This is a genomic window from Mycobacterium vicinigordonae (assembly GCF_013466425.1).
GTDB lineage: Bacteria > Actinomycetota > Actinomycetes > Mycobacteriales > Mycobacteriaceae > Mycobacterium > Mycobacterium vicinigordonae.
The window spans coordinates 2,215,169-2,228,796 of record NZ_CP059165.1; the positions used below are offsets into that span (position 1 = coordinate 2,215,169).

Here is a 13,628-nt window from a genome sequence, read left to right on the forward strand (position 1 = left end):
GCGCCACCGCCATGGCGCGGGGAGGTTTGCGTTTGATAAGTGCGATCTGGGTATCCGGTCCCTATGACTCAGACTGACCACCGGCCCCCGGAAGTGCAGGATCAAGCCAAGCAACACGCCCGGCGGGCCAGGGAGGAAATGGCCGAAAAGCGCGACAACACCGACGGTGGTGTCAGCGGTTGGGTGGCGGAGCGCGCCGGCCAGTGGGACCTCGACGGCCAGGATGAGACGACTATGCACCGGCAGAAGTTCTTCTGGAACGCGCTGGTGGACTACTGGTTCCGGATGGAGATCGACGGCTGGGAAAACGTCGGACAGTCACCGGTGTTGCTGATCGGCATCCACTCCGGCGCACCATTCGTCTGGGATGCCTGGACCGTCGGGTTGCAATGGTGGCGCAGGTTTGGGCCGGACCGTCCGCTACACGGCACGGCCCACGACGCGCTCATGGCGATTCCCGGCATCGGCCGGTACTTCCGGGCGATGGGTGTGCTGCCGGCAGCCCCCGACGCAATCGCGACAGCCTTGGCTGAAGGCCGCGACGTCGCGTTGTGGCCCGGTGGCGAGGTGGATTCGCTGCGCCCCTGGGCGGAGCGCGATCGCGCCACTCTCGCCGGACGCAAAGGCTTCGTGAAGATGGCGATCCGGGCCGGGGTGCCTATCGTTCCGATCGCGACTGTGGGCGGCGCCGATGCAATGCCGGTGCTGATTCGCGGTGATCGTCTGTCACGGGCCCTGCACCTTGATAAGGTGCTGCGGCTCAAGGTATTCCCATTGGCGATCTCACTGCCCTGGGGCATCGCGCCAGCTGCTCTGCCGCAGCTGCCGCTGCCGGCCAAGATCCGGACTCGATTCATGCCCCCGGTGGAAATCGACCCGGATCCCGCCCGCACCGAGGACGACGACTACATCGAGTCCAAGTACCACGAGGTGGAAGACAGCATTCAGCAAGGCATGGATGCGTTGGCCCGTAAGCGAGCGCTGCCGGTTTTCGGCTAACGCGCGGGTAAGACTATTGGACTATCGGATCGGGTTGGCGCGCACCGGCTTCCGATGTCCATGCTGGACTCAGCATCGGCTCTCCGACTATCCAACGTGGCTGCGGCGGCGTCACTGCCATGTATCCGACACCGCGGACGGTGTCGACCATCGACTCGTAGCGGGCACCGAGCTTGGCGCGAAGCCGGCGTACGTGTACGTCGACGGTGCGGACGCGGCCGTTGCTGTCGTAGCCCCACACTTCGTGCAGCAGCCGGGTGCGGCTGAACGCCCGACCTGCGTGCTGGACAAGGAAATTCAGCAACCTGAACTCGGTCAGTGTTAGTCCGAGGTCGTTGCCGTCCAGCGACACCGTGTAGCTGGACGGGTGCAGGATCAGGTCTCCGAATTGCAGTTTGCCGCCGACGGCGTTGCGGCGGCGCGTGATCGCCAGCCGCAACCGAGCCTGTAGCTCGGCTGCACCGGCCGCGGCCAGCAATACGTCGTCGAAGTTCCAATCGACGTCGACGGCCACGAAGTCGGTCGGCGTGACCACAGCCACCACGGCCAGCGCGGGGGCGGTGGCGGTCAGTCGGCGGCATGCGGCGCGTGCCGCCAACAGGTCAGTGCGTGCGTCGATGACCGCCACGTCGGCGCCGTCGACCGTTCCGGCGGCACCGTCTGCCAAGGGGGCGGTGCGCACCGTTAGGGCGAACGAATCCAGCTCTAGGACGGATTCGAAATCGGCGTCATCGGTTAGGAGTAGAACGTCCAACTGCTATCTCCCAACCCTTGAAGTTGATGCCCGAACAACCCCGACCCGTCGCTGCCTCCGCAGGACTGCCACCCCGCGGCGCCGCGCTGATTACCCCGTCCAGAGGGATTATCCCAAGAATTTGTTACCGCGGGTACTGCGAATCGGGATTAAGAGATATTCGATGGGCCCGGTCCGTTGGCACAGACCGGGCCCATCCTTCCACCAAGTCTTGGTTGACTCCTATTGGTTGGCCTTCTGGCGCTGCTCGGCGACATCTGCCGCGGCGCGGGCCGCTTCGGCCTGTGCTTCCTTCTTGGCGGCGTCGCGCTGCGCCTCCGCCTTGTCCTGCTGCGCTTCGCCCTCGTTGATCAGGTCGCCGTCGCCCGTCACCGTTCCGATGGCTTCCTTGGCCTTGCCCTTGACGTCCTCGACGACTCCCTTGGCCGCCTCGACGGGTCCCGAGTTGCTGTCCGCCATGAGTTCCTCCCTGAGTTGGTCGCAATGGAATGGGCTGTGCGAGTGGATGTGACCGGCCGAAGAGCTGGCCGGTACGGCATCAGGCGGTGCGGTCCTTCTCCTCAAGACCTGGGCTCCGCCGCCGCGGACAGCGGATTCCCGCACCGGCGGGCCGTCAAACCTGTGGTTCGGCGGTGCTCGTCTCAGGACCCCGCCCTCGTCAAACCGTGGCGATGAGGCAGGATGAGTGCGGCTGTTCCGGGTATTTGCCAAGATGGCCCGGGTGGGATGGCCGGAGATGGCACCTGTCATACGAGGAGACTGATGACGGAGTCGAACAACGCCGGTTCGGCGACTCCGGGGCCGAACGGCACCAATGGCGCGGTAACCGGTTCGCCGTCGAAGTACTCACGGGTGCTGCTCAAGCTCGGTGGTGAGATGTTCGGTGGCGGCCAGGTCGGACTTGACCCCGACGTCGTCGCCCTGGTGGCCCGGCAGATCGCCGAAGTGGTCCGGGACGGTGCGCAGGTCGCCGTGGTGATCGGTGGCGGCAACTTCTTCCGCGGCGCGCAGTTGCAGCAACGCGGTATGGAGCGCACCCGGTCGGACTACATGGGCATGCTCGGCACCGTGATGAACAGCCTTGCGCTGCAGGACTTCCTAGAAAAGGAAGGCATCGCCACCCGCGTCCAGACGGCGATCACGATGGGCCAGGTGGCCGAGCCCTACCTTCCGCTGCGGGCCGTCCGCCACCTGGAAAAGGGGCGGGTGGTGATCTTCGGCGCGGGCATGGGTCTGCCGTACTTCTCGACGGACACCACCGCGGCACAGCGGGCCCTGGAGATCGGGGCCGACGTGGTCCTGATGGCCAAGGCGGTCGACGGTGTGTTTGCCGAGGATCCCCGGACGAACCCGGATGCCGAACTGCTCACCGCGATCAGCCATCGGGAAGTCATCGACCGCGGTTTGAGGGTGGCCGACGCGACTGCGTTCAGCCTTTGTATGGACAATGGCATGCCGATCCTGGTGTTCAACCTGCTGACCGACGGAAATATCGCTCGGGCGGTCGCGGGTGAGAAGATCGGGACGCTGGTCACCACTTGAGGAGATGACGCGCAAATGATTCGCGCTGGCGACGATGCAGAACGCAGTGATGAGGAGGAGCGGCGCAAATGATTCGCGCTGGCGACGATGCAGAACGCAGTGATGAGGAGGAGCGGCGCAAATGATTCGCGCTGGCGACGATGCAGAACGCAGTGATGAGGAGGAGCGGCGCAAATGATTGACGAAGCTCTCTTCGACGCCGAGGAGAAGATGGAGAAGGCGGTGTCGGTGGCCCGGGATGATCTGTCCACCATTCGCACCGGTCGGGCCAATCCGGGCATGTTCTCCCGGATCGTGATCGACTACTACGGCGCCACCACCCCCATCACACAGCTGGCTAGCATTAACGTCCCCGAAGCGCGGATGGTCGTCATCAAGCCCTACGAGGCCAACCAGCTCAGCGCCATCGAGACGGCGATCCGCAATTCTGACCTGGGCGTCAACCCCACCAATGACGGCACCATCATCCGGGTGGCCATACCCCAGCTCACCGAGGAACGTCGGCGCGATCTCGTCAAGCAGGCCAAGGCTAAGGGTGAGGACGCGCGGGTTTCGGTCCGCAACATCCGGCGTAAGGCGATGGAAGAGCTGCACCGCATCCGCAAAGACGGCGAAGCGGGGGAGGACGAGGTCAGCCGGGCCGAGAAGGACCTGGAGAAGGCGACCCACCAGTACGTCGCGCAGATCGATGAGCTGGTCAAGCACAAAGAGGGCGAGCTGCTCGAGGTCTAGCGGCCGACAGCAGCCTAATCCGTTGAAGTCCGTGGCAACCACCGACGCCGAAGCCGGCAACAGCCCGTCCGAGGACCCGCTCGCGACGTCAGCGAAGTCGGCCGAGCGCACGAGGTCGGCTGGGAACGAGCGCGCGCAGCCGGCGCGGAAGAAGTCCCGCGCCGGGCGGGACCTGCCTGCCGCCATCGCCGTCGGCGTGAGCATCGGCGCCGTCCTTGTCGCGACGCTGTTGTGGTTCCCGCGGTTCTGGGTGGTGTTGTGCGCCGGGGCCATCCTGCTGGCCAGCCACGAGGTGGTGCGCCGACTGCGCGAGGCCGGATACCTGATCCCGGTGATCCCGCTGCTGGTCGGCGGGCAGATCACGGTGTGGCTGACGTGGCCCTACGGCGCCGAAGGGGCGGCGGCCGGGTTCGGCGGCATGGTCGTGGTTTGCATGATCTGGCGACTGTTCATGCAGGACAACCGGGAACATGACGGCGACGGCACCGGCCCAACGACGTCGAGCAACTATCTGCGCGACGTGTCGGCGACCGTCTTCTTGTGCGCCTGGGTGCCGCTATTCGGCTCGTTTGCTGCGATGCTGGTTTACGACCCGCAGCACGGGCCGGCACGGGTGTTCTGCATGATGATCGCGGTCGTGTGCTCCGATACCGGCGGCTACGCCGTAGGTGCGCTGTTCGGCAAGCACCCGATGGTGCCCAAGATCAGCCCGAAGAAGTCCTGGGAGGGCTTCGTCGGCTCGCTGGTATGCGGCATCACCGCGACCATTCTGACCGCGACTTTCCTGGCCGGTCAGCCACCGTGGGTCGGAGCCCTGCTCGGTCTGCTCTTCGTACTTACCACCACGCTCGGCGACCTGATCGAGTCCCAGGTGAAGCGCGATTTGGGCATTAAGGACATGGGCCGCTTGCTGCCCGGCCACGGCGGATTGATGGATCGGCTGGATGGTGTCCTGCCGTCCTCGGTGGCCGCGTGGGCCGTTCTGACGCTGTTGCCCTGATACTGGACTGGTCATGGTCCAGCAGTTGGTGTTCGAGGAGCCGCCGCGCCGCGGCTCGATTCGGCGACCGCCGCGCCACCTGGCCGACCTCGACGCGGCCGGGCGCGCGGCGGCCGTGGCCGAGTTGGGATTGCCGGGGTTTCGGGCCAAGCAGCTGGCCAACCAGTACTACGGCCGACTGATCGCCGATCCCCGCCAGATGACCGACTTGCCGGCAGCGGTGCGCGAGCAGGTCGCCACCAGCATGTTCCCGACGCTTCTCAAGCCGGCGCGCGAGATCACATGCGACGCCGGTGAGACCCGAAAAACGTTGTGGCGCTGCGTCGATGGTGCCACTGTCGAGTCGGTGCTGATGCGCTACCCGCAGCGCAACACGGTGTGCATCTCCTCGCAGGCCGGCTGCGGCATGGCGTGTCCGTTCTGCGCCACCGGGCAGGGCGGGCTGACTCGCAATCTATCGACCGCCGAGATCCTCGAGCAGGTGCGCGCGGCGGCTGTGGCGTTGCGCGACGACTTCGGTGACCGGTTGTCCAATGTGGTGTTCATGGGAATGGGGGAGCCGCTGGCTAACTACGCCCGCGTGGTGGCGGCGGTGCGCGGCATCATCCAGACGCCCCCGTCGGGGTTCGGAATCTCGGCGCGCTCGGTGACGGTGTCCACGGTGGGGCTGGCCCCCGCGATCCGCAAGCTCGCCGACGAACGGCTCGGCGTGACGCTGGCGCTGTCGCTGCACACCCCCGACGACGAGTTGCGGGACACCCTGGTTCCGGTCAACAACCGGTGGAAGGTCACCGAGGTCCTGGATGCCGCCCGCTACTACGCCGACGTGACCGGCCGCCGGGTGTCCATCGAGTACGCGCTGATCCGGGACATCAACGACCAGCCGTGGCGGGCCGACCTGCTGGGCCGGCGGCTGCACCGCGCGCTGGGTCCGCTGGCGCACGTCAATCTCATTCCGCTCAACCCGACGCCGGGCAGCGAATGGGACGCGAGCCCGAAACCAGTGGAGCGCGAGTTCGTTAAACGCGTTCGTGCGCAAGGTGTTTCGTGCACAGTACGGGACACCCGCGGTCGGGAGATCAGTGCGGCATGCGGCCAGCTGGCTGCCGAAGGTTGAGTGTTCGGTGAACCGCGGCGGCGGGTAATCCGTTAATCACGGCAACGGCTATCGAATGCCTCTCGAAAGGGTTCATCATGATTCGTCGCCTTATGCTGCCGGTCAAGCTCCTGGCCGTCACTGTCTCGGTCCTAGCGATATTGGCCGGTGTCGCCACGGCGCCGCGCGCGATGGCCGCCGACGACCGCCTGGACTTCACCGCAACCACCCTGTCCGGTGCCCCGTTCAACGGCGCCAGCCTGCAGGGCAAACCCACGGTGCTGTGGTTCTGGACGCCCTTCTGCCCGTTCTGCAACGCCGAGGCGCCCGCGCTGAGCCAAGTCGCGGCCGCCAACCCGGGGGTGAGTTTCGTCGGTATCGCGGCGCACTCGGACGTCGCGCAGATGCAGGGCTTTGTCTCCAAGTACGGCCTGAACTTCACCAACCTCAACGACGCCGACGGCGCGATCTGGGCCCGCTACGGTGTGCCCTGGCAGCCGGCGTGGGTGTTCTACCGCCCGGACGGCTCGTCGACATTCGTCAACAACACCACCTCGGCGATGTCCCAGCAGGAGTTGTCCGGCCGGGTCGCGGCGCTGACGTCCTGAGGCGATGAACCAGTCCTTGATCGGGTTGGCTTTCGCGGCTGGGCTGGTGGCCGCGGTCAACCCGTGTGGGTTTGCGATGCTGCCGGCCTACCTGGTGCTGGTGGTGCGCGGCACGGGGACCGGTGCGACGAGGTCGCCGTTGGTGGCGGTCGGGCGCGCGCTGGCCGCCACGCTGGGCATGGCGCTCGGCTTTGTGACGGTCTTCGGCGTGTTCGGTGCGCTGACCATCTCGGCGGCCGCCACGGTTCAGCGCTATTTGCCGTACGCGACGGTGCTGGTCGGTGTCGTGCTGATCGGGCTCGGCGCCTGGCTGTTGTCGGGACGCGAGATCACTGCCGCGCCGCTCGGGGCCCGCTGGGCGCCCACCTTGGGGCTGGGGTCGATGTACGGCTATGGCGTCAGCTATGCGATGGCGTCGCTGTCGTGCACCGTCGGGCCGTTTCTAGCGGTCACCGGTGCCGCATTGCGTACGGGTTCGGCGCTGCATGGTGCGGTGGTCTATGTCGCTTATGTCGCGGGCCTGACGCTGGTCGTCGGGGCGCTGGCGGTCGGCGCCGCGACCGCGAGTTCGGCGTTGCTGGGTCGGCTGCGGCGGCTGCTGCCGTACGTCAACCGGATCGGCGGGGCCTTGCTGGTTTTGGTGGGGCTGTACGTCGGCTACTACGGCCTTTACGAGGTGCGGCTGTTGACCGCCGACGGTGATCCCGACGATGCGGTGATCGCTGCGGCGGGCCGGGTGCAGGGTTGGCTGGCGGGCTGGGTGCACCAGCACAGCGGATGGCCGTGGCTGGCCGCGTTGCTGCTGGTACCGGTGTGCGTGCTGGCCGCCGCAAAGCTCTGGCGGTGTCGCCACGACACCAAAATGTTTGCAAATGACACCACAATGGTGTCATCATGATGCTATGGACTTGCAGCCTTATGTCGACGCCGTCCGCCAGGAACTCACTGAGGCGGCGGCGACCGCCGGGCCTGACGCGCAACGGCTGGCCGATCGGCTGAGCGCTCCGCTGGACTCGGCGCTGCGGTTGGCGCTGCTGGAAGCACTGTCGTCGGCCGCCGAGGAGATCAGCGGTGAGTTGGCGCCCGGCTCCGTCGAAGTGCGGCTGCGCGGCCGCGACCCCGAATTCGTGGTCAGCCTGCCCGACGACGGGGTCGGATTCGAACCGGCAGAGCCATTCGTCCTCGACGACGACGGCGGCGCCACCTGGCGCGTCACGCTGCGGTTGCCGGAGGGGCTGCGGGAGGCCGTGGAGGCGGCGGCACGCCGCGACGGCACCTCGCTCAACAGCTGGCTGGTGCGCGTGGTCGCCAAAGCGAGTCGTGGGTCAAATCACCACGCCCATAAGAACTCCCACCGCGTGACCGGCTGGGTCCGCTGAACCAGATCGAAGGAGACCGCCAGTGCCCACATTCGCCACGCCCGACCCGATCAGCGTTCGCGTAGCGGCAGGCGCGGGATCGGTGCGCCTGGTCGCCACCGACCGCACTGACACCGTGGTGGGGGTGCGCCCGCACGACCCCACCCTGGAATCCGACGTTCGCGCGGCCGAACAGATGCGAATCGACTACCGCGACGACCGCAAACTGACCGTATCGGTTCCCAAGCGCGGCATGCCCCGCATCCGAGGTGGGGCTGTCGACATCGAGATCGAACTTCCCAAAGGCTCCCGAGTCCACGCGGAGCTGCGCTCGGCCGACCTGCGGGCCGAAGGGGAGTACGCCGACGTCCAAATCGGCACGGCCAGCGGCGACGCCGAGATCGACACTGTGACCGCAAGGATCAGGGCCGCCAGCTCATCCGGTTCGCTCACGGTGCATTCGGTTGCGGGATACGCGTCGCTCGCCACGGCGTCCGGAGCACTGCGCGTGCAGGACCTCGACGGTGACGGGAAATTTTCCTCTGCCAGCGGATCGGTGTCCGTTGACACCTTGCGCGGCAACCTCAAGGCACGCACCGCGTCGGGCGCGGTGATCGTCGAAGCCGGAGTGCGTGGCAGCGTGTCGGCTCACACCAGCAGCGGCGAGGTCGCGGTCGGGGTTCCCGACGGCACCGCGATGCGGATGGACATCGTCACCGGTTCCGGTGCCATCACAAACCGATTGCAGCCCGCGGACGGTCCCGAAGCGGGCGACGAGATCCTGGTGCTAAGCGTGCGCAGCGGTTCCGGCGACGTCCACATCCACCGGGACCCGGCCGGCGAACTGTTGCGGCAAACCGCTACCTGAGCCAGCCGCGACGACGGCCCCAGATGTCGCGCACCAGGACGAACAACACCAGTGCAGCGAATCCGACGCAGAAGATGTCTTCGACGTGGCCGACATGGTTGCCGCGGAGGAAGGCCAGCAGCAGCAGGAAGATGAAGGTGCCGACGCCGTACCAGGTGCGGTAGTTGATCTTGCTCCAACCCCACTGCGCGGACGGCACCTCAGCTTCGTCGACACCGGCGAACGGCTCCACCTCAGTACTGGCCACGGCAATCCCTCCGGTCGGACTGGACTTTGAGACCCTGACATTCTGGCACAGGCCGTCCTCGTGATCGCAGGTCCGCACCCGTTAGACGACGGCATCAGCACCGTTGCGCAGGCCTGGGTCGGTCTTGACCCGATCCCGAGTGGTCAGCGGGCCGGGCGCCAGACGCAAAATTAGCCGTAGGTGAACGAAAAGACCTGTAGACCCTTGCTGGGCTGGACTTCGATGGTCTCCGATGTCTGCTGGTCCCCGGCGACGATCTGGCGGTTCGTGGGCGGTCCGCTCACCGGCAGCGTCGTGGATTTTCCACCGCGCGTCACGGTGACGGTGCCTGCGCCGCCCACGACGACGTAAACGTTCTTGGCGTGGTAGTTGAGCTTGATGGTGGAGTCGTCGCCGTCGGCGGTAGCGCCCTGGTGGTCCAACGTCCAACGGCCGCGCAGAGCGAAGCGGTCCGGCGCGAGCATCGGCGGGTAGTCGAACGTCGCAGACCCTTCGTCGTAGTGCCCGCCACCGCCGTAGTTGTCGGCTTTGCCGACGGCAAAGTAGGTCTCCGAGGTCAGCAGGCCAGTCGGGGTGAGGTCGGGCGCGTCCACCGGCCGGGGCAGTTGGATTTTGGGTTCGGCATCCAAGAGCAGCTGCCTGATCAACCTTTCCGTTACGTCATATTCGCCTTCGCCGAACTTGACGTGCCGTACCGTGCCGTCGGCGTCGATCAGGTATTCCGCGGGCCAGTACATGTTCTGATAGTTCGTCCAGGTCGAATAATTGTTGTCCAGCGCGACTGGGTACTTGATGCCCAGGTCGGCGGCACCCTTGGCGACGTTTTCGGGGACCTTCTCGAACGCGTACTCCGGCGTGTGAACCCCGATGACCACCAGGCCATCGTCACGGTAAGCCTGATACCAGCCGACGACGTGCGGGATGGCCCGCTGACAGTTGATGCAGGAGTACGCCCAGAAGTCGATCAGCACCACTTTGCCCCGCAACGAACTCAGCGTGATCGGGCGCCCGCCCGGTGTATTCAACCACTCGGTTATGCCCTTGAGGTCCGGTGCGGGACCACAATTTTGCAGTTGGGTGTCGACATTGCTGCATGCGGACAGCGTTGCGTTCGGGTCGGTCACGTTGCCGCCGAGCTTGTTTCGGAGCTGGTTTGAACTGCCGACGTCGCGCTGCAGTGCAGCGGTGTAGTCGGGGATGGCGCGCTGCAGCGCGGCCGGCACGTCGACGACCAGCGCCACCGCCAGCAGGATTGCCACGATGCCTGCGGCTACCCGGATTTCGCGTTGACGACGCCGAAAGGCGCTCACCCGCTGGGAGATTCGCTGACCGGCCAGCGCGAAGATCAGCAGCGGAAGTGCGTTGCCGAGTGCGAACGCCGCGGTCAGCACCACGGTCGGCACGCCGATGTGAGCCGTCGCGCCTGCCACCACGATGGCGGCCAGCACCGGACCCGCACATGGCACGTACAGCACACCCAGTGCCAAACCGAGACCGAAACCGTTGCCGCGCACTGTGATCTGCCGCTGCGGCAGGCGGGCGAACGGCGTTTCCAGCAGCTGTTGAAAGCGCGGGAAGATCAGCCCCAGCCCGATCGCCACCAGCGCGGCCAGGGCGATCCAGCGGATGGCGTCCTGCGGCAGGTGCAATGCCGACAGCAGCGCCGAGCCGAGCAGGGTGGCCACGCTGAAGCTGAGCACTAAACCGCCGATCACCCGATAGGGGCGCAACGTTTCCGACCGGGTCGGTTTTGCGATCACCGCGACGCCACCCGCCGAGTGAGGTTCGGGGGGTTCGGCGACAGTTCGGTTCGCGCCGGAGAAGAAGATCACCGGCAGCACCGGCAGGATGCACGGCGAAATCCCGGTAACGAGGCCGCCGAGGAAACCGACCAGCGCAAGAGTCCACATGTCAGATATTCGTCACGATGCCGGGTTCGGTTTGGTTCATGCGGGCTGCGACGTACCCACGCGGCACAATGGACGGGTGAGAATTTCCGGTGATGGGCGTGCTGAGGGTCCGGTGCGGGTGTTGGTGCTGGGCAGCACCGGCTCGATCGGCACCCAGGCGTTGGAGGTCATCGCCGCCAATCCTGACCGCTTCGAGATCGTCGGTTTGGCCGCCGGCGGTGCCAACCTGGACACGCTGCTGCGTCAGCGGGCCGAAACCGGGGTGACCAATATCGCAGTGGCCGACGCCGACGCCGCGCAGCGGGCCGGCGACATTCCCTTCCAGGGCGCCGACGCCGTGACTCGGCTGGTGCAAGAGACCGAAGCCGACGTCGTCCTCAACGCACTGGTCGGCGCTCTGGGGCTGCGGCCCACCCTCGCCGCGCTGGAAACCGGCGCCACGCTGGCGCTGGCCAACAAGGAGTCGTTGGTCGCCGGCGGACCACTGGTGTTGGCGGCGGCGCAACCGGGCCAGATCGTGCCCGTCGACTCGGAGCATTCCGCGCTGGCCCAGTGCCTGCGCGGCGGCACACCCGACGAAGTCGCCAAACTGGTGCTCACCGCCTCCGGGGGGCCGTTCCGCGGCTGGGCGGCTGCTGACCTGCAGGATGTGACACCCGAGCAGGCCGGCGCGCATCCCACCTGGTCGATGGGTCCGATGAACACCCTGAACTCGGCGTCGCTGGTCAATAAGGGTCTGGAACTGATCGAGACGCACCTGCTGTTCGGCGTTCCCTACGACCGCATCGAGGTCGTTGTGCATCCGCAGTCGATTATTCATTCGATGGTTACCTTCACCGACGGGTCGACCATCGCCCAGGCCAGCCCGCCCGACATGAAGCTACCGATTTCGCTGGCCCTGGGCTGGCCGCACCGGGTACCCGGCGCGGCCGCCTGCTGCGACTTTGCCACCGCCTCGACCTGGGAGTTCGAACCGTTGGACAGTGAGGTGTTCCCGGCGGTCGAGCTGGCCCGGCAGGCCGGTGAGACGGGCGGGTGCATGACTGCCGTCTACAACGCGGCCAACGAAGAAGCAGCGGCCGCATTTCTGGGCGGGCGGCTCACGTTCCCCGGGATCGTCGCCACCATCGCCGACGTGCTGCACGCTGCCGACCAATGGGCCCCGCAATTGGGTCAAGCACCGGCTACCGTGGATGACGTCCTCGATGCCCAGCGCTGGGCCCGTGAGCGAGCGCAAAGTGCGATCGAGGCAGCTGGCGTGAGAAAGGTCGTAACAGGCTGATGATGTTCGTTATCGGCATAGTGCTGTTCGCACTGGCCATCCTCATCTCGGTCGCCTTGCACGAGTGCGGCCATATGTGGGCCGCCCGCGCCACCGGCATGAAGGTGCGCCGCTATTTCGTCGGCTTCGGCCCCACCCTGTGGTCTACCCGACGCGGCGAGACGGAGTACGGCATCAAGGGCATCCCGGCCGGCGGGTTCTGCGACATCGCCGGCATGACTCCCGCGGAGGAACTCGCACCCGACGAGCAGGACCGCGCCATGTTCAAGCAGGCGACCTGGAAGCGCGTGGTGGTGCTGTTCGCCGGCCCGGGCATGAACTTCGTCATCTGCCTCGTGCTGATGTACGCCATCGCGGTGATCTGGGGCCTGCCGAATCTGCACCCGTCCGACAAGGCGATCGTCGGTGTAACCGGTTGTGTCGCAGCGGATATCGATAAGACCAAGCAGGGCCCCTGTGAGGGTCAGGGTCCGGCGGCACTGGCCGGTATCCGGCCCGGCGACGTGGTGGTGAAGGTCGGAGATACCCCGGTGTCCACCTTCGGGCAACTGGCGGCGGCGGTACGCACCATGCACGGCACCGTGCCCGTCGTCGTCGAGCGAGACGGCCACCTGGTCACCACCAACGTGGCGATCCAGCAAACCCAGCGCTATGACCCCAACGCGAAAGACAAAGATCACCTGGTCACTGTCGGCGCCATCGGGGTGGGTCCGCCCCGCAACGAGCCCACCCGCTACAACGTGCTGACCGCTGTGCCAGGCACCGCCGTTTTCGCCGGTCAGCTGACCGTGGAGGTCGGCAAGTCGCTGGCCGCGATTCCCAGCAAGGTCGGCGCCCTGGTCAACGCGATCGGTGGCGGCGAACGCGACAAGGACACCCCGATGAGCGTGGTCGGTGCCAGCATCGTTGGGGGCGACACCGTCAACCACGGCTTGTGGGTGGCGTTCTGGTTCTTCCTGGCCCAGCTGAACCTGGTGCTGGGTGCGATCAACCTGCTGCCGCTGCTGCCGTTCGACGGCGGCCACATCGCGGTCGCGGTGTACGAGAAGATCCGCAATTTGATCCGGTCGGCGCGGGGCAAGGTGGCTGCCGCTCCGGTGGACTACTACAAGCTCATGCCGGCTACGTACGTGGTGCTGCTCTTCGTGGTGGGCTACATGCTGCTGACCGTCACCGCCGACGTGGTCAACCCCATCCGGATCTTCCAGTAACGAGAGAAGGCGAAGTACACA

The 13,628-nt window shown here is 66.4% G+C and carries 15 protein-coding genes; 11 read left to right on the forward strand and 4 right to left on the reverse strand.

Features of this window, described 5'->3' with window-relative positions; genetic code table 11:
- Positions 1 to 63 precede the first annotated feature (63 nt).
- Positions 64 to 999, forward strand: coding sequence for a lysophospholipid acyltransferase family protein (locus H0P51_RS10135; protein ID WP_180917783.1), 936 nt, complete (start codon positions 64 to 66; stop codon positions 997 to 999).
- A 13-nt stretch (positions 1,000 to 1,012) separates the two neighbouring features.
- On the opposite strand, the gene H0P51_RS10140 is transcribed toward H0P51_RS10135, so the two are convergent.
- A complete protein-coding gene (locus H0P51_RS10140; protein WP_180917784.1) occupies positions 1,013 to 1,753 on the reverse strand; it encodes a winged helix-turn-helix domain-containing protein in 741 nt (246 codons plus the stop codon).
- A 222-nt stretch (positions 1,754 to 1,975) separates the two neighbouring features.
- Positions 1,976 to 2,212 (reverse strand): microaggregate-binding protein 1, encoded by a 237-nt coding sequence (gene mbp1 / locus H0P51_RS10145; RefSeq protein WP_180917785.1) that lies wholly within the window; start codon positions 2,210 to 2,212, stop codon positions 1,976 to 1,978.
- A 303-nt stretch (positions 2,213 to 2,515) separates the two neighbouring features.
- Here mbp1 and pyrH point away from each other — a divergent pair, with 303 nt between their 5' ends.
- The 8 genes from pyrH (at position 2,516) to H0P51_RS10185 (ending at position 8,957) form a co-directional block, all read left to right on the forward strand.
- A complete protein-coding gene (gene pyrH / locus H0P51_RS10150; protein WP_180917786.1) occupies positions 2,516 to 3,295 on the forward strand; it encodes a UMP kinase in 780 nt (259 codons plus the stop codon).
- Positions 3,296 to 3,469: 174 nt separating this feature from the next.
- A complete protein-coding gene (gene frr, locus H0P51_RS10155; protein WP_180917787.1) occupies positions 3,470 to 4,027 on the forward strand; it encodes a ribosome recycling factor in 558 nt (185 codons plus the stop codon).
- Positions 4,028 to 4,058: 31 nt separating this feature from the next.
- Positions 4,059 to 5,027: a phosphatidate cytidylyltransferase gene (locus tag H0P51_RS10160; RefSeq protein WP_425489040.1), complete on the forward strand. Its 969-nt coding sequence runs from the start codon at positions 4,059 to 4,061 to the stop codon at positions 5,025 to 5,027.
- Positions 5,028 to 5,040: 13 nt separating this feature from the next.
- Positions 5,041 to 6,144, forward strand: a complete 1,104-nt coding sequence (gene rlmN / locus H0P51_RS10165; RefSeq protein WP_180917789.1) for a dual-specificity RNA methyltransferase RlmN — start codon at positions 5,041 to 5,043, stop codon at positions 6,142 to 6,144.
- A 77-nt stretch (positions 6,145 to 6,221) separates the two neighbouring features.
- Positions 6,222 to 6,731: a disulfide bond-forming protein DsbE gene (gene dsbE / locus H0P51_RS10170; protein WP_180917790.1), complete on the forward strand. Its 510-nt coding sequence runs from the start codon at positions 6,222 to 6,224 to the stop codon at positions 6,729 to 6,731.
- A 4-nt stretch (positions 6,732 to 6,735) separates the two neighbouring features.
- The gene (locus H0P51_RS10175; protein ID WP_180917791.1) at positions 6,736 to 7,629 is read left to right on the forward strand and encodes a cytochrome c biogenesis CcdA family protein; all 894 of its coding nucleotides are present in this window, start codon (positions 6,736 to 6,738) and stop codon (positions 7,627 to 7,629) included.
- A 4-nt stretch (positions 7,630 to 7,633) separates the two neighbouring features.
- Complete coding sequence (locus H0P51_RS10180; RefSeq protein ID WP_180917792.1) at positions 7,634 to 8,110, forward strand: Arc family DNA-binding protein; 477 nt, start codon at positions 7,634 to 7,636, stop codon at positions 8,108 to 8,110.
- A 22-nt stretch (positions 8,111 to 8,132) separates the two neighbouring features.
- Positions 8,133 to 8,957, forward strand: a complete 825-nt coding sequence (locus H0P51_RS10185; protein WP_180917793.1) for a DUF4097 family beta strand repeat-containing protein — start codon at positions 8,133 to 8,135, stop codon at positions 8,955 to 8,957.
- On the opposite strand, the gene H0P51_RS10190 is transcribed toward H0P51_RS10185, so the two are convergent.
- Together H0P51_RS10190 and H0P51_RS10195 are read right to left on the reverse strand one after the other, a co-directional pair.
- Complete coding sequence (locus H0P51_RS10190; protein ID WP_180917794.1) at positions 8,950 to 9,204, reverse strand: DUF2631 domain-containing protein; 255 nt, start codon at positions 9,202 to 9,204, stop codon at positions 8,950 to 8,952. The two genes, H0P51_RS10185 and H0P51_RS10190, sit on opposite strands and share 8 nt — an antisense overlap.
- 170 nt (positions 9,205 to 9,374) lie before the next feature.
- A complete protein-coding gene (locus H0P51_RS10195) occupies positions 9,375 to 11,114 on the reverse strand; it encodes a cytochrome c biogenesis protein DipZ (protein WP_180917795.1) in 1,740 nt (579 codons plus the stop codon).
- A 76-nt stretch (positions 11,115 to 11,190) separates the two neighbouring features.
- On the opposite strand from H0P51_RS10195, the gene dxr reads away from it, so the two are divergent.
- Together dxr and H0P51_RS10205 are read left to right on the forward strand one after the other, a co-directional pair.
- Positions 11,191 to 12,396: a 1-deoxy-D-xylulose-5-phosphate reductoisomerase gene (gene dxr / locus H0P51_RS10200; protein ID WP_180917796.1), complete on the forward strand. Its 1,206-nt coding sequence runs from the start codon at positions 11,191 to 11,193 to the stop codon at positions 12,394 to 12,396.
- Positions 12,396 to 13,607: a M50 family metallopeptidase gene (locus H0P51_RS10205; RefSeq protein ID WP_180917797.1), complete on the forward strand. Its 1,212-nt coding sequence runs from the start codon at positions 12,396 to 12,398 to the stop codon at positions 13,605 to 13,607. The genes dxr and H0P51_RS10205 overlap by 1 nt, the downstream gene beginning before the upstream one ends.
- Positions 13,608 to 13,628: the final 21 nt, after the last annotated feature.

Bases quoted from the DNA above. Each gene is read 5' to 3' on its own strand.
- H0P51_RS10135 (WP_180917783.1), top strand. From the start codon at position 64: ATGACTCAGACTGACCACCGGCCCCCGGAAGTGCAGGATCAAGCCAAG.
- mbp1 (WP_180917785.1), bottom strand. From the start codon at position 2,212: ATGGCGGACAGCAACTCGGGACCCGTCGAGGCGGCCAAGGGAGTCGTC.
- pyrH (WP_180917786.1), top strand. From the start codon at position 2,516: ATGACGGAGTCGAACAACGCCGGTTCGGCGACTCCGGGGCCGAACGGC.
- frr (WP_180917787.1), top strand. From the start codon at position 3,470: ATGATTGACGAAGCTCTCTTCGACGCCGAGGAGAAGATGGAGAAGGCG.
- rlmN (WP_180917789.1), top strand. From the start codon at position 5,041: ATGGTCCAGCAGTTGGTGTTCGAGGAGCCGCCGCGCCGCGGCTCGATT.
- dsbE (WP_180917790.1), top strand. From the start codon at position 6,222: ATGATTCGTCGCCTTATGCTGCCGGTCAAGCTCCTGGCCGTCACTGTC.
- H0P51_RS10175 (WP_180917791.1), top strand. From the start codon at position 6,736: ATGAACCAGTCCTTGATCGGGTTGGCTTTCGCGGCTGGGCTGGTGGCC.
- H0P51_RS10180 (WP_180917792.1), top strand. From the start codon at position 7,634: ATGGACTTGCAGCCTTATGTCGACGCCGTCCGCCAGGAACTCACTGAG.
- H0P51_RS10195 (WP_180917795.1), bottom strand. From the start codon at position 11,114: ATGTGGACTCTTGCGCTGGTCGGTTTCCTCGGCGGCCTCGTTACCGGG.
- H0P51_RS10205 (WP_180917797.1), top strand. From the start codon at position 12,396: ATGATGTTCGTTATCGGCATAGTGCTGTTCGCACTGGCCATCCTCATC.